The organism is Herbidospora solisilvae (genome assembly GCF_009901565.1).
Taxonomy (GTDB): Bacteria; Actinomycetota; Actinomycetes; order Streptosporangiales; family Streptosporangiaceae; genus Herbidospora; species Herbidospora solisilvae.
The window spans coordinates 1-23190 of record NZ_WXEW01000004.1; the positions used below are offsets into that span (position 1 = coordinate 1).

The following is a 23190-nucleotide window of genomic DNA, read 5'->3' on the forward strand; positions in this document are numbered from 1 at the left end:
GGCGCGCGGCTCGGGCTTCGGCTTGGGCTGCGGCGCGACGAACGACGAGAGCGTCGGCCGCTCGCGCGCCGGCTGCGCGGCGGCGGCCTGCGTCTGGGCTGGACGGCTCGCGGCGGCCGGGACGGCGGGCTGCGGGCGCGAGGTCTGCTGCGGCACCGGCTGGGCGCGCACCGGCTCGGGCTCGTCGAACCCGGCCGCGATGACCGTCACGCGCACCTCGTCGCCGAGGGCGTCGTCGATGACCGTGCCGAAGATGATGTTGGCGTCGGGCGCGGCGGCGTTGGAGACGAGCTGCGCGGCCTCGTTGATCTCGAACAGGCCCAGGTCGGACCCGCCCGCGATCGAGAGCAGCACGCCGTGGGCGCCGTCGATGCTGGCCTCCAGCAGCGGGCTGGAGACGGCCATCTCGGCGGCGGCGACCGAGCGGTCGTCGCCGCGCGCGTGGCCGATGCCCATGAGGGCCGAGCCCGCCCCCGACATGACCGACTTCACGTCGGCGAAGTCGAGGTTGATCAGACCGGGCGTGGTGATCAGGTCGGTGATGCCCTGGACACCCGAGAGCAGGACCTGGTCGGCCGCCTTGAAGGCGTCGAGCACGCTGACCTGCCGGTCGCTGATCGACAGCAGCCGGTCGTTCGGGATGACGATGAGGGTGTCGACCTCGGCGCGGAGATTCTCTATTCCGGCCTCCGCCTGCATCGCCCGCCGCTTGCCCTCGAAGGAGAAGGGGCGGGTGACCACGCCTATCGTCAGCGCGCCGAGCGAGCGGGCGATGTTGGCCACGACGGGCGCGCCGCCGGTGCCGGTGCCGCCGCCCTCACCGGCGGTGACGAACACCATGTCGGCGCCCTTGATGACCTCTTCGATCTCCTCGCGGTGGTCTTCGGCCGCCTTGCGGCCCACCTCGGGGTTGGCGCCGGCGCCGAGGCCGCGGGTGAGCTCCCGGCCGACGTCGAGCTTGACGTCGGCGTCACTCATCAGCAGCGCCTGGGCGTCGGTGTTGATGGCGATGAACTCGACGCCCTTGAGTCCCTCCTCGATCATCCGGTTGACGGCGTTGACGCCGCCGCCGCCGATTCCAACGACTTTGATGACCGCGAGGTAGTTCTGCGGTGCTGCCACGACGAGGGGCCTTTCCGCTCGCTTACATATGTCCGTCACGGGCGGGTGCCCGCACTAGCCAACTCTCACCCTCAAGTTGAGATTTAGAGTTATGTCAACCTGAGGATTGATACGGACAGTAGGGTTGCGCGCCGACAGGGTCAACTCACCGCGCCGCAACCGGCCCGGCGTGTCGTGAACGCGTCTCCTCAGCGTACGGTGACGACTTCCGGAGAGCTCACGTCGAACGTCTCGGCCCGCTGGTTCAGCAGCCCGAGAAGGATACGGGTCTTGTCGGCCGCGCGCTCGGGCCCGCCGAAGACGACGGTGCGGCCGTCGGAGAGCAGCAGGGTCACCGAGTCGGCCGTCTTGGCCTGCACCTCGTGGACCTTCCGCAGCAGATGGTCGGGCAGCACGCCGAGCACGGTCAGCGCGGCCCGCACCGCCGGGTCCTGCGGGTCGAGGTGCGGCAGCCGCACCACCGGCAGCTTCGGCGGGGCGACCGCGACGATGTCGAGCACCACGCCGAACCGGTCGACCACGGCCGACTTGCCGTTCATCGGCACCGAGGCCAGCGCGGTGCGCTCGCGGATCTTGATGATGACCGTGCCCGGCCAGACCCGCTCGACCCTGGCCGACTCGACCTCGGTCACCGCGGCCACCCGCTGCCGCACCGCCTCGACGTCGACGGTGGCCATCGGCGTGTCGAGCGGCAGCGCGGCGGCCTGCTCGATCTGCTCGGGCGCCAGCCCCAGCACGCCCTCGACCCTGATCTCCTTGACGCCCAGCACGGGCGAGAGGAACACCAGCCACCCCGAGACGGCCAGCGTGCCGCCGGTGATCAGGGTGGCGGTGGCGAACCGCCAGATGCCCGGCCGCTTGCGGGCCGCCCGCTCGGCGGCGGGCGGCCGGTCGGTGAGGGCCGGGGCTTCCGAAGGGGTCACCGCGACCGCAGCTCCGCGACGATGCGGGGGCCGAGCTCGGTGACGTCGCCCGCGCCCATCGTCAGCACGATGTCGCCGGGACGGGCCCGCTCGGCGACCAGCGCCGGCACGGCCGCCCGGTCGGGCGCGTAGGCCACGTTGCCGGCCGGGAGCGTGACCTTGCCGGCCACCAGCGCGCCGGAGACCCCGGGCTCGGGGTCCTCGCGGGCGCCGTACACGTCCAGGACGATCGCCTCGTCGGCCAGGCCGAGCGCGGCGCCGAACTCGTCGGCGAAGAAGCGGGTGCGGCTGTAGAGGTGGGGCTGGAAGACGGCGATGACCCGGCCCGCCCCGGCCACCACGTCGCGGGCGGCGCGCAGGTCGGCGGCCAGCTCGGTCGGGTGGTGGGCGTAGCTGTCGAAGACGGTGACGCCGTCGGCCTCGCCCTTGGACTCGAACCGCCGCTTGGCCCCGGTGAAGGCGGCCAGGCCGTCTCTGACCTCGTCGAACGGCAGGCCCAGGTCGAGGGCGACGGCGATGACCGCGGTGGCGTTGAGCGCGTTGTGGCGGCCGGGCACCGACAGGCGGACCGCGCCGTGGCCCTTCAGGGTGAACTCGACGCCGAGGCCGCGCGGCACCACGTCGCAGATGCGCAGGTCGGCCTCCTCGCCCTCGCCGTAGGTGACGACCTTCAGGCCCCGCGCGCGGGCGATGGGGGCCAGCGCGGCGGCGCCGGGGTCGTCGGAGCAGAGCACGATCGTCTCGCCGATCCGCTCGACGAAGCGGGCGAAGCTGTCGTAGACGGCCTGCGGCTCGCCGTAGTTGTCGAGGTGGTCGGGCTCGACGTTGGTGACCACCGCGATGCGCGGGGCGAGCATCAGGAACGAGCCGTCGCTCTCGTCGGCCTCGGCGACGAACGCCCGGCCGGTGCCCTCGTCGGCGCCCAGGCCCGTGGTGACGAGCTGGCCGCCGACGCAGTAGGACGGGTCGGCGCCGCACTTCTGCAGCGCCACGGTGAGCATCGAGGTCGTAGTCGTCTTGCCGTGGGTGCCCGCGACGGCGACCCCGGTCTTGCCGGTCATCACGGCCGCGAGGGCGGCGGCGCGCGGGATGATGCGCACGTTCTGCCGCAGCGCCTCCCCCAGCTCGGGGTTGGAGTCGCGGATCGCGGTGGAGACCACGACGGTGTTGACGTCGCGGATGTGCGAGGCGGCGTGGCCGACGTGGACGGTCGCGCCGAGCTCGCGCAGCTCGGTCAGCAGGTCGGAGCTGCGGGCGTCGCTGCCCGAGACGGCCACCCCGCGCTTGAGCAGGATGCGGGCGATGCCGGACATGCCGGCGCCGCCGATCCCGATGAAGTGGACCCGCCCGAGTTCCTCGGCGGGGATGGGCTCAACCAGTTTGACCAGACTCATCGGGCTGCGATCTCCAGAACCTTGCGGGCGAGCGTCACGTCGGCGTCCTTGCGTCCCATCCGGGAGGCGGCCTCGGACATGGCCGCTATCCGGTTGGGGTCGTGGAGCAGGGGCGCGAGGTTGCGCATGATCCAGTCGGGGGAGAGCTCGGCGTCGTCGACCATCAGGCCGCCGCCCGCCCGCACGATCGGCTCGGCGTTCAGGCGCTGCTCGCCGTTGCCGTGGGGCAGCGGCACGTAGGCGGCGGGGAGGCCGACGGCGGTCAGCTCGGCGGTGGTCATCGCGCCGCTGCGGCACAGCACCAGGTCGGCGGCGGCGTAGGCCAGGTCCATGCGGTCGACGTAGGGCAGGATGACGTACTGCGGGTCGCCGGGCGGGGGCTCGACCTCGACGGTGTTCTTCGGGCCGATCACGTGGATGACCTGGATGCCGGCGCGGCGCAGGTGGGGCTCGGCGTTGAGGGCCGAGTTGTTGATCGAGCGGGCCCCCTGGGAGCCGCCGAACACCAGCAGCGTCGGGCGGTCGCTCTCGAGGCCGAAGTAGGACCGCGCCTTGTCGCCCAGCGAGAACCGGTCGAGGGTCGAGACGTCTTTGCGGAGCGGGATGCCGACGTGCTCGGCGTTGGGCAGCGGCGTGTCGGGGTGGCCGGTGAACACGTGGGTGGTCAGCCGCGCGCCCAGCCGGTTGGCCAGCCCCGGGCGGGGGTTGGCCTCGTGCACCACGATCGGCACGCCCTTGCGGCGCGCCCCGAGGTAGCCGGGCGTGGCGACGTAGCCGCCGAAGCCGACCAGGATGTCGGCCCCCACCCGCTCCAGGATGTTGCCCGCGGCGCTGATCGCCCCGGCGAGCCGCCCGGGCACGGTCAGGAGCTGAGGCGTCAGCGCGCGGGGCAGCGGAACCGCGGGCACGAGCGCGAGCTCGTAGCCCCGGGCCGGGACCAGCCGCGTCTCCAGCCCGCGTTCGGTGCCGAGGCAGGTGATGCCGATCGACGGGTCGAACTGACGGAGCGCGTCGGCCAGCGCCAGCGCCGGCTCGATGTGGCCGGCCGTCCCGCCGCCGGCGAGGACAACCCTCATGTCTCTCCCTAGTCGTGCTATGGACCTGATTGCCCTGAGCGAGACGCGGCCGGCCGGAGGCCGGCTGTGGCTCGCGCCGGTGAATCTGCCCGGATATACGTCAGGTCTTGAGGCCAAGCCAGCTTAGAGCCCGTGCGGCCGGGCCGGGGCCCCGTGCGGCCAAGGCCTCGGCGGCCCCCGGCTCGCGTTTGGCGAACGACAACAACATGCCAAGCGCCGCGAGCGTCGGCAACAGCGCCGACCCGCCGTAGGAGACCAGGGGCAGCGGGATGCCGGTGATCGGCAGGGCGCCGATGACGGCGCCGATGTTCACGATCGCCTGGCCGCCGATCCAGGCCGTGCAGGCCGCCGCGGTCAGCCGGACGAACGGGTCCCTGGTGCGCGAGGCGATGCGCAGCCCGGCGTAGCAGAGCAGGCCGAAAAGGGCGAGCACCGTGAGGGTGCCCATGAGGCCGAGCTCCTCGCCGAGGATCGCGAAGATGAAGTCGCTCTCGCCGTGGGGCAGCCAGTCCCATTTCTGCCGTGACGACCCGAGGCCCAGCCCGAACCAGCCGCCCGACCCCATCGCGATCTGCCCCTGGGCGGCCTGGTAGCCGGACCCCTGCGCATTGCCCCAGGGGTTCAGCCAGCCCTCGATCCGGTCAGACCGATAACCCTCCGAGATGATCATGAAGATGGTGGCCATGGCGAGGAGGGCCAGGATGCCGGCGAAGAGCCGTACCGGAGCGCCGACGACCCACAGCAGCGCCAGGAAGATGATCATCAGCACGATCGTGGTGCCGAGGTCGCGGCCCAGCATGACCAGCACGGCCAGGATCGCCACGCCGGGCATCAGCGGGACCAGCAGGTGCCGCCACTCGATCATGCCGTTGCGGGCCCGCCGGGCCAGCAGGTCGGCGCCCCAGATGACCATGGCCAGCTTGGCCGGCTCCGACGGCTGGATGGTCAGGCTGCCGATGTAGATCCAGCGCTGCGCGCCGAGCTCGGAGGAGCCGATGAAGATGGTCATGACCAGGCCGATGATGGACAGCGCCATCAGCGGATATCCGGCCAGCCGGAAATAGCGCTGTGGGAGCTTCGAGCAGACGTACATCAGCGGCAGGCCGAGCCCGACCGAGAGCGACTGCTTGAGGAACCAGTAGAAGGGGTCGCCCATCATCTGCAGCGCCTCGATCGACGAGGCCGACAGCACCATCATGAGGCCGAGCGCCAGCAGCAGGGCGCTGCACCCGAGGATCAGATAGTAGGAGGTCAGAGGTCGGCTGAGCAGCTCGCGCAAGGCGCCGAGCTGGGTCGCGACCCAAGACGGCCGGGACGGCCGAGAGTCGTCGGCCGTCGCCTCGGTCACCGCTCTTCCAGGGTGCGGACGGCGCGCGCGAAGGCGTCTCCTCGTGCGCCGTAGTTGGCGAACATGTCCAATGACGCCCCGGCGGGGGCCAGCAGCACGGTGTCACCCGGGGAGGCGAGCCGGGCGGCTTCGGTGACGACACGGTCCATGACCCCAGTGTCTTCCCCGCCGACCTCCACAACGGGAACATCCGGCGCGTGTCGCGCGAGCGCCTCGGCGATCCTGGCCCGGTCGGCGCCCAGCAGCACCGCGCCGCGCAGCCGCTTGGCGGACCTCGCGACCAGCTCCTCGACGTCGGCGCCCTTCAGCTGCCCACCCGCGACCCACACGATCGAGCCGTACGCCGCCAGCGACGCCTCGGCCGCGTGGGGGTTGGTGGCCTTGGAGTCGTCGACGTAGGAGACCCCCTTCACGGTCGCCACGTGGGCGATCCGGTGGGGGTCGGGGGTGAACGCCGCCAGCCCCTCGCGCACCGCCTCGGCAGGCACGCCGAACGACCGGGCGAGCGCGGCGGCGGCCAGCGCGTTGGCGACGTTGTGCGGCGCGAACGGCCGGACGTCGGCGAGCGTGGCCAGCTCGACCGCCGAGGAGCGCGGGTCGTCGCAGAAGGCCCGGTCGACCAGCAGGTCCTCCACCACGCCCAGCTCCCCCGGCCGGGGCACCTGGAGCGTGAAGCCCACCGAGTCGTATGGCTCGGCGAGCCGGGCCGACCAGGGGTCGTCGGCGTTGTGGACGACCACGCCGGCGTTGGCGAAGATGCGGGCCTTGGCGGCGGCGTACTCCTCGAAGGAGCCGTGCCAGTCGATGTGGTCGGGGGCGACGTTGAGGATCGCGGCGGCCGCCGGGGCGACGCTCGTGGACCAGTGGAGCTGGAAGCTCGACAGCTCCACGGCCAGCACGGTGGTGTCGCCGGGGTCGAGGACCGCCTCGATGATCGGCGTGCCGACGTTGCCGACCGCGAGCGGCCGCTCCCCCGCCTTCTCGAGGATGGACGTCAGCATCCGCACGGCCGTCGTCTTGCCGTTGGTGCCGGTGAGGGCCAGCCACGGCGCGGCGCCCTCGTGGCGCAGCCGCCAGGCCAGCTCGACCTCGCCGATGACCTCGATGCCGGCCGCCGCCGCCTCCAGCAGTAGCGGGTGGTCGGGCCGCCAGCCCGGCGAGGTGACGACCAGTTCCACCTTGTCGGGCAGCGCGGCGGCCTTCTCGACCCCCAGATCGGCCAGGTCGGCGGGGAGCGGCCGGTCGGACTGCTCGACCACGACGACCCGCTCGCCGCCCAGGGCCAGGCCGCGCGCGGCGGCGGTGCCCGAGACGCCGAGCCCGGCGACGACGACACGGCTCACGTCTTGGGCATCCATTCCACGTAGAAGAGACCGAGCCCGGCGGCGGCGCACAACATCGCGATCAGCCAGAACCGGACCACGATGGTCGTCTCGGCCCAGCCCTTGAGCTCGAAGTGGTGCTGCAGGGGCGCCATCCGGAAGATGCGTTTCCTGGTCATCTTGAAGAACCCGACCTGGATGATCACCGAGGAGGTGATGACGACGGTCAGGCCCGCCAGGAGCAGCAGGAGCAGCTGGGTGCGGGTGGTGATGGCCAGACCGGCGATCACGCCGCCGAGGGCCAGCGAGCCGGTGTCGCCCATGAAGATCTTGGCCGGGGGGGCGTTCCACCACAGGAACCCGATCAGCGCGCCCAGCACGGCGGCGGCGACGACGGCCAGGTCGAGCGGGTCGCGCACGATGTAGCAGTTGGGGCCGAGGATCGCGGTCGTGCAGCTGTTGCGGAGCTGCCAGTTGCCGATGAGCACGTACGACGCCAGCACCACGCCGGTGGCCCCGGAGGCGAGGCCGTCGAGGCCGTCGGTCAGGTTCACCGCGTTGGAGAACCCGACGATCATGATGAGCACCCAGATGATGAAGCCGATGAGCCCGATCGAGGGGCCGAAGTCACGGAGGAAGGACAACCGCGTCTCGGCGGGGGTGATCGCGTAGGCGTTGGGGAAACGCACCACGAGGATCGCGAAGACGACGCCGACGAGGAGCTGGCCGAGGGCCTTGGCGCCCGACCGCAGGCCGAGGCTGCGCTGCTTGTAGATCTTGATGAAGTCGTCGAGGAAGCCGACCACGCCCAGGCCGGTCATGAGGAAGAGGACGAGCAGCGCGGAGGCGGTGGGGGGCGAGGGATTGGCCGACAACATGGTGGCCAGGTGGGCGACGGCGTAGCCGAGGAGGGCGGCGATCACGATCACCGTGCCGCCCATGGTGGGCGTGCCCTTCTTGTCGTAGTGGCCCTGGGGGCCCTCCTCGCGGATGTTCTGGCCGTAGCCGCGCCGCCCGAACAGCCGGATCGCGATGGGGGTGCCGAGCATCGAGACGACGAGCGCGACCGCTGCGGCGACGATGATGTCTCTCACCGGGCGTCACCCCCCAACAGGGCTTCGGCGACCTGCTCCAGCCCGGCGGCCCGGGGTCCCTTGATCAGCACGACGTCTCCCGGCGCCAGGCGGCCGGTGAGCTCGGCCACGGCGGCCTCGACGTCGGGGGCGTGGATCGCGTCGGGGGCGCCGGCGATGATCTGCCCGGCGTCGCCGCCCACGACCACCAGGGCCTCCAGACCGGCTCCCGCGGCCAGGCGGCCGACCCCCGCGTTCAGTTCGGCGGCGTCGTCGCCGAGCTCGCGCAGGGCGGCCACGACCGCGTACTTGCGGCGGTGCCCGGCCAGGGCGTGCAGCGCGGCGAAGGCGGCGCGCATCGAGTCGGGGTTGGCGTTGTAGGCGTCGTTGATCACGGTCACGCCGTCGGCGCGGTCGGTGACCTCCATCCGCCAGCGGCTGCGCGGCTCGGCCAGCGACAGCTCCTCGGCGATGGCGGCCGGCGACAGCCCCAGCTCGTGGGCGGCGGCCGCGGCGGCCAGGGCGTTCTCGACCGCGTGGGCGCCGTGGAGGCGCAGCGCGACGTCGGCCTCGCCCGAGGGGGTGTGGAGGGTGAACCGGGCCCGGCCTCGGTCGTCGAGGGTCTCGTGGGAGGCGCGCACGTCGGCGCTGCGGGTGCGGCCGAAGTAGAGCACCCGCGCCCGGGTGCGCGAGCTCATCGCGGCGACCAGCGGGTCGTCGAGGTTCAGCACCGCGACGCCCGAGGAGGGCAGCGCCTCGGGCAGCTCGCCCTTGGCCCGCGCGATGGCCTCCTTGCCGCCGAACACGCCCAGGTGCGCGGTGCCGACGTTGAGGACCACCCCGATGGACGGCGGGGCGATTCCCGCCAGATAAGCGATATGTCCGGCATTACGCGCCGAAAGCTCCAGCACCAGGAACCGCGTGTCCTCATCGGCCTTGAGCACCGTGAGGGGATGCCCGATCTCGTTGTTGTACGACCCCACCGGCGCCACCGTTGGACCGATCCTGGCCGCGAGCCGCGCCAGCAGGTCTTTGGTCGACGTCTTGCCGGCCGACCCGGTCACGCCCACCACGGTCGCCTTCGGCAGGTCGGTGACCACCGCGTTGGCGAGCTTCGCCAGCGCCGCCACGACGTCGTCGACCACGACGGCCGGGCCGTCGACCGGCCGGGAGGCCAGCACGGCGGCCGCGCCCGAGGCCAGGGCCTGGGCGGCGAAGTCGTGGCCGTCGGCCCGCTCGCCCCTGATCGCGACGAACAGCGACCCCGGCTCGGCGGCCCGCGAGTCGATCACGACCGGGCCTCTCACGACGGCGCCCGGGTCGGCCTGGCCCGTGAGGGCGCCCGATGTGATCTCTGCGACCCGGCCCAGCGGCAACGGGATCATGCGTTCCTCCTGCTGATGGCGGCGGCGACCACGTCACGGTCATCGAAGGGGACGACTTCGCCCGCGAAGTACTGCCCCTGTTCGTGGCCCTTCCCGGCCACGACGACGACGTCGCCCCGGCCGGCCCTGGAGATCGCCAGGTCGATCGCGGCGGCCCGGTCGGGCTCGACGACCACGCGGGCACGATCTTCGCGCGGCACGGCCAGCGCGCCGTCGAGCATCGCCACGATGATCGCGAGCGGGTCTTCGCTGCGGGGATTGTCACTGGTGAACACGGCCACGTCGGCCAGCCGCGCGGCGGCCTCGCCCATGAGGGCGCGCTTGCCGCTGTCGCGGTCGCCGCCACAGCCGAGGACGACCGTCAGGGTACCGTCGGTGACCTCGCGCAACGCACGCAGCACCGACTCGACGGCGCCCGGTTTGTGGGCGTAGTCGACGATCGCCTGGAACCCGTCGCCCCCGGGCACCCGCTCCATCCGCCCCGGGACGCCGCGGAACCCGCTCACCCCCTGGACGGCGGTCTGCAGCGGCACCCCCGACTCCACGAGCGCCACGAGCGCGCCCAGGGTGTTGGCGACGTTGAACGGCCCCGGCAGCCCGACGGTCACGTCGGCCTCCACCCCTCCCGGGCCGACGACCCGGAAGGAGCTCCCGTCGGCCCCGAGCCGGACGTCGGTCGCGCGCCACTCGGCGTCGGCCGCGCCCTCGGCGGAGAACGTGGTGATCGGGATCTTCACGAACCCGGCCAGCTCGCGCCCGTGGCGGTCGTCGACGTTGATCACGCCGAGCCGGGAGAACTCGGGCGTGAACAGCCGGGCCTTGGCGGCGAAGTAGTCGTCGAAGTCCTTGTGGAAGTCGAGGTGGTCCTGCGACAGGTTGGTGAAGATCGCGACGTCGTAGAAGATGCCCTCGACCCGGCCCAGCGCCAGCGCGTGGCTGGAGACCTCCATCGTCGCGGCGGTCACCTTCTGCTCGCGCATCAGCGCGAACAGGCCCTGCAGGTCGCTGGCCTCGGGGGTGGTCAGCTCGGGCTTGATGACGACGTCGCCCGCGTGGATCTCGACGCCGCCGACCAGGCCGGTGCGGTGCCCGGCCGCGCGCAGCCCCGCCTCCAGCAGGAACGTCGAGGTCGACTTGCCGCTGGTGCCGGTGACCCCGATGACCGGGATGTCGGCGGCCGGCTGGCCGTAGACCCAGGCGGCCACCTGGCCGAGCACCGCGCGCGGGTCGGGCAGCACGAACACCGGCAGGCCGGTCTCGGCGGCCATCTCGGCCCCGTCGTGGTCGGTCAGGATGGCGCTCGCGCCGGCGCCCATGGCGGCCGAGCTGAAGGTGGCGCCGTGAGCGGTCTTGCCCTGGATGGCGACGTAGAGGTCGCCCCGGCGGACCCGGCGGGAGTCGATCGTGACCCCGGTGACCACACCGCGCCCGGCCCCGGCGACCGACTGCACGCCGAGCAGGGCCGTCAGCCCCGAGAGCGGGCGCGGCGGACTGGACGACGGGCGCATCTGCTGGTCCGGTGAGGATCGGGTGGTGCGGTCGGGCTCGTTCACGGCGAGAGCGTATCGTTCCCGGTCACCGGAGAAGGCTCGTCGACCCGGTCGGCGGGATTTTCTTGGTCTTCAACGCAAAAGTCATGACTTCCTGGAAAACGGGCGCGGCGATCGTACCGCCGTAATGGTCTTTTTTCGGGTCCTGAATGACGGCCAGGGCCATCAGGCGGGGCGCTTCGGCGGGGGTGAAGCCGACGAAGGTCGCCGTATAACCGCAGTATCCGCCACATTTCTGGTCATAACGCATGGCGGTTCCGGTCTTGCCCGCCACCCGGTAGCCCTCGATGGCGGCGGCGCCGCCGGTTCCGTCGGCTCCGGCGACCGCCTTCTCGAGCATGCCGGCGAGCTGGCGGGCGGTCAGTTCGCTGATCACCCGCGTCTGCTTGGGGGCGGCGGCCGGGACCAGCTGGCCCTTCTCATCGGTGGTGCCCGCGACGATCGTGGGGGTCAGCCGCACGCCGCCGTTGGCGATGGTCTGGTAGACGCTGGCCATCTGGAGGGCGGTGACGGAGATGCCCTGGCCGTACATGATGGTGCAGCGCTGGGAGCCGCTCCACTCCTGCCAGTCGGGCAGCAGGCCGGCCTCCTCGCTCGGGATGCCGCCGCCGCTCTTGGCGCCGAAGCCGAAGGCCGTGAACATGTTGTGCAGCCGCTGATCGGTGATCTTGGTGCCCGCCATGATCGTGCCGACGTTGCTCGACTCCTCGAGGATCTGGGCGAAGGTCATCTGCTCGGTCGGGTGGGGGTGGGCGTCGCGCAGCACCTTGTCGGCGCACTGGATGTTGTCGGGCACCGTGAACAGCGTCGACGGCGCGACCACGCCCGCCTCCAGCGCGGCGGCGGCGGTGATGACCTTGTTGGTGGAGCCCGGCTCGAACACCTCGGCGGCGGCCTTGTTGCCCCGGTCTTCGGCGCGGGTGGCCTGCCAGTTCCGCAGGTCGACCTCGGGGGCGTTGGCCATGGCGAGGATCTGGCCGGTCTTGACGTCCATGACGATGACGCTGCCGCTGCGCGCCCCGACCGCCTTGACCTGCTTGGCGATCGCCTCGTAGGCGGCCCACTGGATGTACCGGTCGATCGTCAGCCGCAGGTCGCGGCCCGGCACCGGCGCGACCCGGGTGCTGCGCGTCATCGGGATGCGCTCGCCGCCCCGCCCGATCTCGATGCTCTGCTGGCCGTCCTGACCCGCGAGCGTCTTGTTGTACGCCTGCTCCAGCCCCTCCAGCCCGAACCCGTCGTCGCCGACGAACCCGACCAGGCCGCCGGCCAGCGTGCCGCCGGGGTAGAGCCGCCGGTAGGTGGGCTTGGAGCCCACCCCGCGGAAACCCATGCCCATGATCTTGCGGGCGACCAGCGGGTCGACGTCGCGGGCGACGACGAGGTAGCGCTTGTCGACCTGGGCGAGCTTGGCGGCGATGCCGTCCTTGGGCTTGCCGAGCTCGGCCGAGAGGGTGGTGGCGATCAGGTCGCGCTGGGTCTCCTTGACCTCCTTGGGGTCGAGGTAGATCTCCCGCGCGTCGGCCGTGACGGCCAGCTCGTTGCCGTTGACGTCGGTGATCGACCCCCGCTTGGCCGGCAGGACCTCGGGCGTGACCCGCTGGTCGGCGGCCTTGGCCTGGAAGGTCTTGGAGTTCAGCCCCTGCAGCTGCACCAGCCGCCCGGCGAACAGCGACAACACCACGGCCATGGCCATCAGCGCGATGTTGATCCGCCGCCGCGGACTCCCCAGCCGCAACACGGCGGGCCTCGGCGGCGGCCCCGGACGACGCGGCGGCCCCCCGGGCCCGGCCGGACTCCGGCGCGGCGGCCCGTCCCCGTCCCGCCCCCGGACCGGCCGCTCCCCGGGCCGCAACGGCCTCTCACCAGGCCGGATGGGCCTCTCACCAGGGCGCGACGGCCTGCCCGCGCCGTCCCGCCCGCGGACGCCCTCACGAAGCGGCCCGCCGGAAGGACGGCCGTCACGAAGGGCCCCTTTGGAGGGACGGCCGTCGCGGGACGGCCCATCGCGACGCGGAGCGTCGGCGGTGCGGCCGCCCTCACGAGACGGCCCGTCGCCGGCCTGTCCGCCCACGCGGGAACGTCCGCCGGCGGGGCGCAGGTCGTCTCTGGACCGCCCGTCTCCCGGACGGCCCCCATCGCGAAACCGGCCCTCGCCGTCGCGCGCCCTCCCGGCGCCCTCACGGCCCTCGTCACGAGGCCCGGAGTCTCCACCACGCCCGCCGTCACGCGATCGGGCCCCGCCGTCACCGGCAGGCCCCCTGGTACGCGAACGCGCGCCGCCCTCGGTGGGGCGGCGGTTGTCGCGGGGCGGTTCGGGGCGGTCGTCGTCGCGGCGGCGTGGGTCGTCGGACGGGCGGCCCTTGCGGGGGGCGCCGCGTTCGGTGTCGGCCTCGCGGGGGCGGCCGGCGTCGTCGGGGCGCCGGGGGCGGCCCGGTCCGTCGGCGCGGCCCGGGTGGGAGCCCGTGCCCGAGGCGCGGCGGCCGTCGCGTGGGCCCCGGTCGCCGGGGCCACCCGGCCGGCCCGGGGACGGTGGGCGGCCGCCGCCACTGCTCACTGCTCGCTGCTCCCCGTCTCCGAAGCCTCCGCCGCGCCGCCGGGCTCGGTGCGGCCCGACGCGGTGGGCTCGGCGTCGTCGACCGCCGGCGTGTGACCGCCGCCGACCCACTTGGGAGCCGACTGGTCGGGCGAGACGCCGTGCTGGACGGCGCCCTTGGCGACCGCGTCGGGCTGGCGGGCGTCGCGGATGCGGCCCTTCTCGGCCTCGGCCTGCTGGCGGAGCTGCTCGTTCACGCGGCGCAGCTCGTTGTGCTTGAACGAGTCCTGCGCCAGCACGGTGTTGAGCAGGAGCAGGCTGACGAGACCACCGCCGAGCAGGCCGACGACGAGCATGACGAAGGGAGCCCGCGGCGGGCGCCGCCGTTCGGACGGCGGTTGCGGCGCGCGCCGCGCGACCGGTACCTCGGGCCGCTCGACCGGGCGGGCGTGGGTCACGGGGCCGCGCGGACGACGGCGGACGTCGGGCTTGGCGCCGGGCTTGGCGCCGGTCTTCGGGTCTTTCAGTGGGCTCATCGTTGGCCTCATCCCTGGCGGATCCTCTCTGCCGCCCGCAACCGGGCCGAGGCGGCCCGCGGGTTGCGGGCCAGCTCGTCGTCGTCGGGGAGCTCGGCTCCCCTCGTCAGGTGGCGGAACCGGGGCTGGTGAGCCTCCAACGGGACCGGCAGCCCCGGAGGGCCGGTTTCCCTGGTTCGCGCCGCGAGGACCTGCTTGGTGAGCCGGTCCTCCAAGGAGTGGTAGGAGAGCACGACCACGCGCCCGCCCACCGCGAGCGCGTCGAGCGAGGCGGGCAGGGCCACGTCGAGGGCGGCCAGCTCCGCGTTCACTTCGATGCGCAACGCCTGGAATGTTCGTTTCGCCGGATTGCCGCCGGTGCGGCGGGTCGCGGCGGGGATCGCCTCGCGCACGAGGTCGGCGAGGCGTTTGGTCGAGGTGATCGGCTCGACGGCCCGCTCCTTGGCGACCCGTTCGGCGATGCGCGCGGCGAAGCGTTCCTCGCCGAAGTCGCGCAGCACCCGGGCCAGGTCGCGGGGCTCGTAGGTGTTCACCACGTCGGCGGCGGTCAGCTCCTGGTCGCGGTCCATGCGCATGTCGAGGGGCGCGTCGTAGGAGTAGGCGAACCCGCGGTCGGCCTCGTCGAGCTGCGGCGAGGAGACGCCGAGGTCGAACAGCGCGCCGTTGATGACTGGGTGGCCGCTGTCGGCGAGCACCCGCTCCAGGTCGCTGGAGACGGCGCGGACGATGGTCGTGCGGGCGGCGTAGGGCGCCAGCCGTGCGGTGGAGTGTTCGATGGCGAACGGGTCGCGGTCGATGCCGATGAGGTGCACGCCGGGATGGGCGGCGAGGATCGCCTCGGCGTGACCCCCGAGGCCCAGGTTGGCGTCGACGACCACCGGGGACGGCCCGGTGAGCGCGGGAGCCAGCAGCTCCAGCACGCGGCCAAGCAGCACCGGAACGTGCCCACCGGTGTTCTGGTCGGTCATTCGTCGTACACCCCCATGAAAAGAAGGCAGGTCGTGGCTCGCGCTGCGGATCTGCCTCGAACAATGCCGCTTCTGGGCTCGCGGTCGCGGCGCCCCGTCGGCTAGACAGTCCCCACCCTCGGTCGACTGCGCCGCCGAGAACTATGACGGAGAGCCGACCCGTCCGGCCAGGTCCCCATCCGCGGACCGCGTCTCGTGGCACCTGACACCGGGGAAGGTGCATCAGGTACCCGGCGGGCGGGTGGAGACCTCGCCGAACGTCACCGACGGGTCATTTCGAAAGGTCACAGGATCCCTGGCAACACCTCCTCGGAAAGGTCGGCGAATGCCTGCTCCTGGTCGGCGAGATAGGCCTCCCACGCCGGGGCGGCCCAGATCTCCAGCCGGGTGTTGGCGCCGATGACCACGCAGTCACGATCAAGCCCGGCGTACTGGCGCAGGCCGGACGGGATGGTGACGCGCCCCTGTTTGTCGGGGGTCTCATCGGAGGCACTGGCGAAGAAGACGCGGCTGTAGTCGCGGACGGCCTTGGCGGTCACCGGCGCGGTGCGCAAAGCCTCAGTGATGCGCTGGAACTCCTCTACGGGGAAGACGTAGAGGCAGCGCTCCTGGCCTTTGGTGATCACAAGACCCTCCGCCAGCTCCTCGCGATACTTCGCCGGCAGGAACAGCCGTCCTTTGTCATCGAGGCGCGGGTGGTGAGTGCCGAGGAACATCGGCGCCACCTCCCGTGCCATGGGGAACACGAAGCCCTACAGCCACGGTCCTCCATTGGGCTCCACCATACTCCACTTCTCTCCACCGTCAACTGATTCAAACGGTATGACGATCTCGTTTATCGGGCGTTTTCGCAGGTCAAATGCGGTGGTGCGAAGTGGGGCGCCGGAGCGGCGCGGGCGTGTCGCGCTCACCGTCGTCAAAGGGAAGGCGTCAAGTCGCGGGCCCGGCGTGTCACGGAATCAGGACTGACGTACCACAGGATCCAGACCGCATAGCACGACACTGTGGGCAGTTCACGCTTCTTTCTGCACAAAGTCGCCGGAGAACCACGTGCGGCATAGTCTCGGTACACACAATGGATGGAAATGGCAAACCCCCAGCAATACGGCACGCCCTTGGAGGCCCGGTGGCAGTAACTCACGGCGTCGGTGACAAAGCCGGCTCGGAGAGTCTCAACGAGCTGGTCGAGACCGCGCACCGGATCCGGGACGCGATCGAATCCGTCATCGAAGGCAAGAGCGACGTGGTTCGGCTGACGCTGACCGTATTGCTCGCGGAAGGTCACCTTCTGATCGAAGACGTACCGGGTGTGGGAAAGACGATGCTCGCCAAGGCCCTGGCGAAGTCGATCGACTGCCCGATGCGCCGCGTGCAGTTCACCCCCGACCTCCTCCCCTCCGACATCACCGGTGTGAGCGCCTACAACCAGCAGACCCGGGAGTTCGAGTTCAAGCCTGGTCCGGTGTTCGCCAACATCGTGGTCGGCGACGAGATCAACCGGGCCTCGCCGAAGACCCAGTCGGCCCTCCTGGAGTGCATGGAGGAGCGACAGGTGACCGTCGACGGCCTCACCCACCGGCTCGACGCGCCGTTCATGGTCATCGCGACCCAGAACCCCATCGAGATGGAGGGCACCTATCCCCTCCCCGAGGCGCAGCGCGACCGGTTCACCGCGAAGATCGCCATGGGCTACCCCGAGCCGGTCGCCGAGCTGGAGATGCTCGACGTGCACGGCGCCTCGCAGCCGCTCGACAAGCTGGAGCCGGTCGCCACCACCGCCGAGGTGAAGGCGCTGATCGAGGCGGTCCGCGCGGTCTACGTCTCGCAGCCGGTGAAGAAGTACGCCATCGACCTGGTCACCGCCACCCGCCAGACCCCCGACCTGCGGCTCGGCGCCTCCCCGCGCGCCACGCTGCAGCTGGTCAGGGCGGCCCGCGCGCATGCCGCGCTCTCCGGCCGCGACTACGTGATCCCCGACGACCTCCAGGACCTCGCCACGCCGGTCCTGGCCCACCGCCTGCTGCCCAGCATGGAGGCCCAGGGCCAGCGGCGGACGCCCGAGCAGTCGCTCGCCGAGCTTGTGCGCCGCGTCCCGGTGCCCGACACGAAGTAGGACTCCTTTCTATGACCGGACTCAGGGCGCTCACCGCCCGGGGCAGGTCGTTCCTCGCTTCCGGGATCGCCGCCCTGGTGTGCGCGTTCCTGCTCGGGGAGCACGACCTGATCCGGGTGGCGATCCTGATCGTCGCGCTGCCGCTGCTGGCCGTCATGGTGGTGGCGCGGACCCGTTACCGGCTGAGCTGCGCGCGCCGCCTCGACCCCTCCCGGGTCGAGGCCGGCAACGACAGCACGGTCACGCTGCGGCTGGAGAACGTGACCCGGCTGCCCACCGGCCTGCTCCTCGTCGAGGACACCCTCCAGTACGCCCTCGGCACCCGCCCCCGGTTCGTGCTCGACCGGGTCGAGGCCAAGGGCATCCGCGAGATCGACTACAAGGTGCGGTCGGACCTGCGCGGGCGCTACTCCATCGGGCCGCTGTCGGTGCGCATCACCGACCCGTTCGGGCTGGTCGAGCTGGCCCGCACGTTCACCGCCACCGACACCCTCGTGGTGACCCCGCAGGTCATCCCGCTGCCCTACGTGCGCCTGTCCGGCGAGTGGGCGGGCGGGGGCGACAGCCGGACCCGATCGGTGGCGGCGGCGGGCGACGACGACGTCGCGCCGCGCGACTACCGGCAGGGCGACGACCTGCGCCGGGTGCACTGGCGCTCGACCGCGCGTTACGGCGAGTTGATGGTGCGGCGCGAGGAGCAGCAGTGGCAGAGCCGCGGCGCGCTCCTGCTCGACACACGCCGGCCCGCCCACCGGGGCGAGGGGCCGCGTTCGTCGTTCGAGGTCGCGGTCTCGGCGGCGGCCTCCATCGGCGTGCACCTCGCGCACGAGGGGCTCGGGCTGCGGCTGGTCACCGACCAGGGGCCGCAGCAGCTCGTGGAGGGCGGCGTGCAGGCCTCGCTGCTCGACACGCTCGCCGTGGTGCGCAACAGCCAGGCCCGCTCGCTCTCCAACGGCATCGCCGGGTTGCGGCAGGGCGGCGGCGAAGGGCTGATCGTGGCGGTGCTCGGGGCGCTCGACCTCGACGACGCCCAGTCGCTGGCGCGGCTGCGGCACGGCCACATGACCGGCGTCGCGGTGCTCCTCGACGTCGCGACCTGGGAGGGCGGCTCGGACGGCGAGGTCTCCCCCGAACACGAGCAGGCGCAGGCGGTGCTGGCCGCGAGCGGCTGGCGGGTGCTGCGGCTGCCCGCCGGGGTGTCGCTGGCCACGATCTGGCCCGACGCCGCGTACAAGAGGAGTGCCGCGTGATGCGCCTGCCGATCGCCTCTGGGGCGGCCACCGGGGCCGTCGCGCTCACCCTTTATCCGTTGTTCTCCGAGGGCTCGTGGTTCTGGGCGACGCTCGGGATCCTGCTGTGCACGACGCTCGCGGCGGCCCTGGTGTCGCGGTACGCCCAGCCCGCGTTCGCGGCGCCGGTCGGCATGGCGCTGGCGGCGATCGTGTTCATGACGGTCACCTTCGCCCGCGACGAGGCGTGGTGGGGGTTCATCCCCAACTTCGACTCCACCGCCCGGATCGCCGAGACGATGGCCGAGGGCTGGGACGAGATCCAGAAGTTCGCCGCGCCGGTCCCGTCGACCGGGGGCATCAGCCTGCTGACCGCGGGCGGCGTCGCGTTCATCGCGATCCTGGTCGACGCGTTCGCGGTGCGGGTGCGCCGGGCGGCCCTGGCGGGCCTGCCGCTGCTCGGGCTGTTCACCGTCCCGGCCGCGGTGCTGAACGAGCCGATCGCCTGGCCCGCGTTCATCATCGGCGCACTCGGGTTCGTCGGCCTGCTGGTCTCCGACGGGCGCGAACGGGTGTCCCACTGGGGCCGGGCCGTGCTGGTACGGCGTTCGCGGACGACCACCACCACCCCCGACGCGGGCAAGCTCGTCCTGTCGGGCAAGCGCATCGGGGTCACCGCCGTGGCGCTGGCCATCGGCATCCCGGCGCTGATCCCCACGCTGACGCCCAACCCGCCGTTCGGGTTCGGGGTCGGCAACGGCCTGGGGCCGGGTGGCCGCAACGTCGGCATCCCCGACGCCATCGCCAAGCTCAGCGGGCAGCTCTCACACCCGGTGAACGCGCCGGTGCTGACCTACACGTCCAAGGACGACGTGCCGCGCTACCTGCGCATCTACTCGCTCGACGAGTTCGACGGGCAGCAGTTCAAGTCGAGTTCGCTGCGCGGGCGTCCCGAAGACCGGGTGAGCGAGAGCGTCATGCCGCCCGCGCCCGGCCTGTCGGTCACCACGCCGGGCACCCCCGTCGACCAGACCATCACGATCAGCGAGGACATCGAGGAGCTGCGCTTCCTGCCGCTCCCCTACCCGGCCACCCAGGTCATCGCCGACGGCGACTGGCGGGCCGACCGCAACACCCTCATGGTGTTCTCCACCGAGGACGACGCGGCCGGGCTCGAATACCAGGTCATCGGCAAGGACGTGCGGCCCACGCCCGAGATGCTGGACAACGCGCCGATGGCGCCGATCGACGTGCAGGGCCGTTTCCTGACGCTGCCGGCCGACATCGACCCGGCCGTCGTCGCGCTGGCCGAGGACGTCACCCGGGGCGCGGCCACCCCCTACCAGATGGCGGTGAAGCTGCAGGAGTGGTTCACCCGGACCGGCGGGTTCACCTACGACCTGGAGACGAAGGGGTCGGGGCTCGACGCGCTGACCGACTTCCTGCTGGTCGGCAAGTCGGGCTACTGCGAGCAGTTCGCCAGCGCCTTCGCGGTGATGGCGCGGGTGCTGGGCATCCCGTCGCGGGTGTCGATCGGCTACACCGGCGGCACCAAGTCGGAGGGCCGGTGGGTCGTCCGGACCCACGACGCGCACGCCTGGCCGGAGCTCTACTTCGAGGGCGCCGGCTGGCTGACCTTCGAGCCGACCCCGTCGGGCGGGTTCGGGCAGGCGACGGCGCGGGTGCCGTCGTACACGCTGCCGCAGTCTGACTCCGCCGAGCCGTCGCCCGGGGCCTCGGCCAGGCCGTCGGACGACCCCGCCGCCTCGCCGGGGGCGAGCAACCCGGCGCGCGGGATCGGCAACGCCGAGCGGGAACTCGGGCCGACCGGTCTGCCGGCGGTCGAGGAGAGGTCCATCTGGGTGAACGTCGGCATCGGCGTCGCCGTGGCGCTGCTGCTGTCGCTGATCCCCGCCGTCATGCGGGCGGTGCTCTGGCTCTGGCGGCGGCGGGTGCTCAACCGGGCGGCGGCCGTGCCCGACGACGAGGTGCCCGTGGTGAAGCCGAAGAAGGACGACGACGACGGCTGGAGCGGCGGCGAGGTGATCGGCGGCGAGCCCGCCGACCGGCCCCTGTCGGTCTGGGCCGCCGAGGAGCCCGTGGCGCCCGAGCCGAAGGAGAACACCTTCGCGGCCCCGGCCGTGGAGGCCGCCTGGGCCGAGTTGTGCGACACCCTGGTCGACCTGGGCATGCCCAAGGCGGGCAGCGAGACCCCGCGGGCGCTCGGCCGGCGGCTGGCGGCGGCCTACCCCCTCGACACCGAAGCGGCCAGGGCGCTGACCAAGATCGCCACCAGCGAGGAGAAGTTGCGGTACGCCCGCACGCCCGGCGAGGTCACGCCCCTGGTCGACGACCTGAAGGCGGTCAGGCGGGGCCTGGCGGCGTCGGTGTCGCGGGGGCGGCGGATCGCGGCGGTGCTGGCGCCCATGTCGTCGCTGCTGCGGGTGCGCGGCCTCGGCGAGCGAGTGCTCGACGGGTTCGACCGGCTGGAGAACATCCGGCTGCGCCCGGCACGCAAGGAAGACGAGAGCGCGACCGCCGACGACGTGCTGGAGTCACAGGTCGGGTCGCGACGGTAACAGCGGAACAAACGAGCGGGCTCGGGGCGTGTCAGCCCCGGGCCCGCCGTGTTCGCGTGATTAGTGTGACAAGTGAAACCGCGGCGGCTAGCGCTCGTCGTTACGACGGCGCCAGCGCTCCTCCATGCGCTCCATGAAGCCGGGACGGCGCCCACGGCGGGCGGCCGGCCCCTGCTGCTGCGTGGACGTGGCGGAGCGGCTGTCGCCGTGGAAACCGTTCATGCGTTTCCAGCTGGACAGACCCCACAGACACGTCGCGAGCATGACCACAAAGCCGGCGACCCCGAGCCAGATGACGGTGGACACGACGCCGACCATCAGCAGGACGACGCCGAGTGCGAAGCCGATGGAGGCCTTCACCAGGCGGCGCTTGTAATGGCTGCGTGGGTCACTGATCCGGACGGTATTGGCCCACTTCGGGTCCTCGGCATAGAGGGCCTGCTCGATCTGGTCGAGCAAGCGCTGCTCGTGCTCAGACAGCGGCACGGCGCCTCCCAAGGACGGCCCCAAGACGGGGAAGACGGCAACGAACGAAGGATGTCCGAACCCTGCGGTCGGTTATCCCCAGAATACGAGTCTGTAGACGTGGGCGAAAGAAAACGGTCAGAACGTCCACAAGCGCGGTCCAATGCGGAGGTGACGTCATAGATCCATTGGACCAAACCGTTTTCGGACGAGCGAGGCGGGGCGGACCGCATCCGGTCCGAACCTCCGGATCGCCTTGTCCATGGCCTGTTCCGCCTCCCGCCAGCCGATCTCGCGGTCTCCCAGGCCGATTTGCCTGGTCGCCGTGTCTGCCGGGCGGAGGTTCTCCATCCGGACGCCTACGAGTCGCAGCCGCACTCTATCGAGACCTGCGGCCCTGTAGAGGTCGCAAGCGGTGGTATGTATCTCTTTCGCCACATCTGTGGCCTCTCGGAGGGTACGCGACCGCGTGATGGTCGTGAAATCTGACCGGCGCAGCTTCACGCTGACGGTCCGGCCGACGTAGCCGGCGGCGCGCAGCCGGGCGGCGACCCGCTCCGAGAGCCGGAGCAGCTCCCGCATGATCGTCTCGGGGTCGTCGACGTCGTGGGCGAAGGTCTCCTCGTTGCCGATGCTCTTGTCGGGGACGTGGGCGGTCACCCGGCGCTCGTCGCGGCCCCACGCCAGCGCCGCCAGATGGCTCCCCGCGGCCCCGAACTCGCGCTGGAGCGTGGCAACCGGCACCCGGGCCAGGTCGCCCACCGTTTTGATGCCCAGGCGCGTCAGGGCCTGCTCAGTGCGTTCGCCCACACCCCACAGGGCGGCGACGGGCAGCGGGTGGAGGAACTCGACGACGCCCTCGGCCGGGACGACCAGGAGGCCGTCGGGCTTGCACTGGCGGGAGGCGAGCTTGGCGACGAACTTGGTGGACGCGACCCCGACCGAGCAGGTCACCCCGAAGCGCTCGGCCACCTGGGCCCGGATCGCCGCGGCGATCTGAACCGGGGACCCCAGCCTGCGGCGGGCCCCGCCGACGTCGAGGAAGGCCTCGTCGACCGAGAGCGGCTCCACGAGCGGGGTGACGGCGTGGAAGATCTCGAAGACGCCCTTGGAGATCGCGCCGTATTTGCCGTGGGAGGGCGGGATGACCGTCGCCTGCGGGCACAGGCGCATCGCCCGGGTCATCGGCATCGCCGAGTGGACCCCGAACCTGCGGGCCTCGTAGGTGGCGCTCAGCACCACGCCCCGCGCCCCGGCGGCGCCGACGATCACGGGGGTGCCCCGGAGCTCCGGGCGCTCGATCAGCTCGACCGCCGCGAAGAACGCGTCCATGTCGACGTGGAGGATCGGGCAGCCGGCGTCGTCGGCGACTTGGGCCGGGCCGGTGACCTGCGGCAACACCTGTTTCCTCGACATGCCGCGAGTCTAACCGAACGTCTGTTTGATTGCGCGGGCTCCGCCCGCGCGGGCCCGAGCGCTTTCAGCCGGCGTCTTCCCTCGTCGCTCCGGGTCGCTTCGCTCTCCTGCGCTCCTCAGTCCAGACACCGGCGCGCTCGGGCACAGCATGAGCA

The 23190-nt window shown here is 72.1% G+C and carries 18 protein-coding genes; 3 read left to right on the forward strand and 15 right to left on the reverse strand.

Annotation, left to right across the window (positions count from 1 at the left end; genetic code table 11):
* The 13 genes from ftsZ to mraZ form a co-directional block, all read right to left on the reverse strand.
* Window positions 1-1122 (reverse strand): cell division protein FtsZ (ftsZ, locus tag GT755_RS13310; RefSeq protein WP_328794332.1); only part of this gene is annotated, 1122 nt, incomplete at its 3' end.
* Window positions 1123-1310: 188 nt separating this feature from the next.
* Window positions 1311-2045, reverse strand: a complete 735-nt coding sequence (locus GT755_RS13315; protein ID WP_161480064.1) for a cell division protein FtsQ/DivIB — start codon at window positions 2043-2045, stop codon at window positions 1311-1313.
* Window positions 2042-3439, reverse strand: a complete 1398-nt coding sequence (gene murC / locus GT755_RS13320; RefSeq protein ID WP_161480065.1) for a UDP-N-acetylmuramate--L-alanine ligase — start codon at window positions 3437-3439, stop codon at window positions 2042-2044. Before murC ends, GT755_RS13315 begins: the two co-directional genes overlap by 4 nt.
* Entirely contained in the window at window positions 3436-4515 is a 1080-nt protein-coding gene (gene murG, locus GT755_RS13325; RefSeq protein WP_161480066.1) for an undecaprenyldiphospho-muramoylpentapeptide beta-N-acetylglucosaminyltransferase, read from the reverse strand. The genes murC and murG overlap by 4 nt, the downstream gene beginning before the upstream one ends.
* A 100-nt stretch (window positions 4516-4615) precedes the next feature.
* Window positions 4616-5863, reverse strand: coding sequence for a putative lipid II flippase FtsW (ftsW, locus tag GT755_RS13330; protein ID WP_161480067.1), 1248 nt, complete (start codon window positions 5861-5863; stop codon window positions 4616-4618).
* On the reverse strand, window positions 5860-7221 hold the full coding sequence (murD, locus tag GT755_RS13335) for a UDP-N-acetylmuramoyl-L-alanine--D-glutamate ligase (protein WP_161480068.1): 1362 nt from the start codon (window positions 7219-7221) through the stop codon (window positions 5860-5862). The genes ftsW and murD overlap by 4 nt, the downstream gene beginning before the upstream one ends.
* Window positions 7203-8279, reverse strand: a complete 1077-nt coding sequence (gene mraY / locus GT755_RS13340; RefSeq protein WP_137251920.1) for a phospho-N-acetylmuramoyl-pentapeptide-transferase — start codon at window positions 8277-8279, stop codon at window positions 7203-7205. Before mraY ends, murD begins: the two co-directional genes overlap by 19 nt.
* The gene (locus GT755_RS13345) at window positions 8276-9643 is read right to left on the reverse strand and encodes a UDP-N-acetylmuramoyl-tripeptide--D-alanyl-D-alanine ligase (RefSeq protein ID WP_161480069.1); all 1368 of its coding nucleotides are present in this window, start codon (window positions 9641-9643) and stop codon (window positions 8276-8278) included. Before GT755_RS13345 ends, mraY begins: the two co-directional genes overlap by 4 nt.
* Window positions 9640-11151 carry a UDP-N-acetylmuramoyl-L-alanyl-D-glutamate--2,6-diaminopimelate ligase gene (locus GT755_RS13350; RefSeq protein WP_161480599.1) on the reverse strand — a complete coding sequence of 504 codons (1512 nt, stop codon included), beginning with the start codon at window positions 11149-11151 and terminating at the stop codon, window positions 9640-9642. Before GT755_RS13350 ends, GT755_RS13345 begins: the two co-directional genes overlap by 4 nt.
* A gap of 67 nt (window positions 11152-11218) precedes the next feature.
* Entirely contained in the window at window positions 11219-12934 is a 1716-nt protein-coding gene (locus GT755_RS13355) for a peptidoglycan D,D-transpeptidase FtsI family protein (RefSeq protein ID WP_456319071.1), read from the reverse strand.
* A gap of 812 nt (window positions 12935-13746) precedes the next feature.
* Window positions 13747-14265, reverse strand: coding sequence for a hypothetical protein (locus GT755_RS13360; RefSeq protein ID WP_161480070.1), 519 nt, complete (start codon window positions 14263-14265; stop codon window positions 13747-13749).
* 8 nt (window positions 14266-14273) lie between these two features.
* On the reverse strand, window positions 14274-15233 hold the full coding sequence (gene rsmH, locus GT755_RS13365) for a 16S rRNA (cytosine(1402)-N(4))-methyltransferase RsmH (protein ID WP_161480071.1): 960 nt from the start codon (window positions 15231-15233) through the stop codon (window positions 14274-14276).
* Between the two features lie 284 nt (window positions 15234-15517).
* Window positions 15518-15949 (reverse strand): division/cell wall cluster transcriptional repressor MraZ, encoded by a 432-nt coding sequence (gene mraZ, locus GT755_RS13370; protein ID WP_030450330.1) that lies wholly within the window; start codon window positions 15947-15949, stop codon window positions 15518-15520.
* 410 nt (window positions 15950-16359) lie between these two features.
* Between mraZ and GT755_RS13375 the strand changes: the two genes are divergently transcribed.
* From GT755_RS13375 to GT755_RS13385, 3 genes are read left to right on the forward strand one after another with little or no spacing between them, the layout of a single operon-like run.
* Window positions 16360-17346, forward strand: a complete 987-nt coding sequence (locus GT755_RS13375) for an AAA family ATPase (RefSeq protein ID WP_285579727.1) — start codon at window positions 16360-16362, stop codon at window positions 17344-17346.
* 11 nt (window positions 17347-17357) lie between these two features.
* Window positions 17358-18596 carry a DUF58 domain-containing protein gene (locus tag GT755_RS13380; RefSeq protein WP_161480072.1) on the forward strand — a complete coding sequence of 413 codons (1239 nt, stop codon included), beginning with the start codon at window positions 17358-17360 and terminating at the stop codon, window positions 18594-18596.
* Window positions 18596-21154, forward strand: a complete 2559-nt coding sequence (locus GT755_RS13385; protein ID WP_161480601.1) for a transglutaminase TgpA family protein — start codon at window positions 18596-18598, stop codon at window positions 21152-21154. The genes GT755_RS13380 and GT755_RS13385 overlap by 1 nt, the downstream gene beginning before the upstream one ends.
* 87 nt (window positions 21155-21241) lie before the next feature.
* Here the strand turns inward: GT755_RS13385 and GT755_RS13390 are convergent, their stop codons facing one another.
* Complete coding sequence (locus GT755_RS13390; protein WP_030450334.1) at window positions 21242-21640, reverse strand: DUF3040 domain-containing protein; 399 nt, start codon at window positions 21638-21640, stop codon at window positions 21242-21244.
* Between the two features lie 156 nt (window positions 21641-21796).
* Complete coding sequence (locus tag GT755_RS13395) at window positions 21797-23035, reverse strand: DNA polymerase IV (RefSeq protein ID WP_161480073.1); 1239 nt, start codon at window positions 23033-23035, stop codon at window positions 21797-21799.
* Window positions 23036-23190: the final 155 nt, after the last annotated feature.